Annotated in this window: 1 protein-coding gene; it reads left to right on the forward strand. The window is 67.2% G+C overall.

Annotated features, from left to right (window positions below; translation table 11 throughout):
• A partial coding sequence (locus DVK00_RS20890) for an N-acetyltransferase (RefSeq protein WP_147435951.1) occupies window positions 1–460 on the forward strand: 460 nt, incomplete at both ends.

The following is a 460-nucleotide window of genomic DNA, read 5'->3' on the forward strand; positions in this document are numbered from 1 at the left end:
GGCCGCGTTCTGGGAACTGAATCGCGGATTCGAACTCGGTCTCGGCGCGGGGACCGGCGGCGACGACAAGCTTTCCACGTACGAGGCGAAACTCACGGACGACTACCGCGAGCGATATCTCTCGTGGGTCGAGCGCTGTGCGACCGACGACCCCGGCTGCGTCGTCGTCGCCGAAGCGGTGTCGGACGGCGAACACAGCGGCAAGAGCGAGGACGCGACGCTCGTCGGCTACGCCTTCGCGCTCCCCGAGGAGATGACGTTCATCTGGGACGCCGCCGTCCTCAACGAACTGTTTCTCGACGCCGACTACCGCGGCTCGGTCGCCGCCGACGAACTCATGGACGCTGTGTTGGCCCACGCGCGCTCGCAGGACCTCCCCTTGGACCGAATCGTCCTCGACGTGGACGAGGCGAACGGTCGGGCGCGAGCGTTCTACGAGCGCTACGGCTTCGACCACTGG

This window comes from Haloarcula sp. Atlit-47R (assembly GCF_003665985.1).
Lineage (GTDB): Archaea > Halobacteriota > Halobacteria > Halobacteriales > Haloarculaceae > Haloarcula > Haloarcula taiwanensis.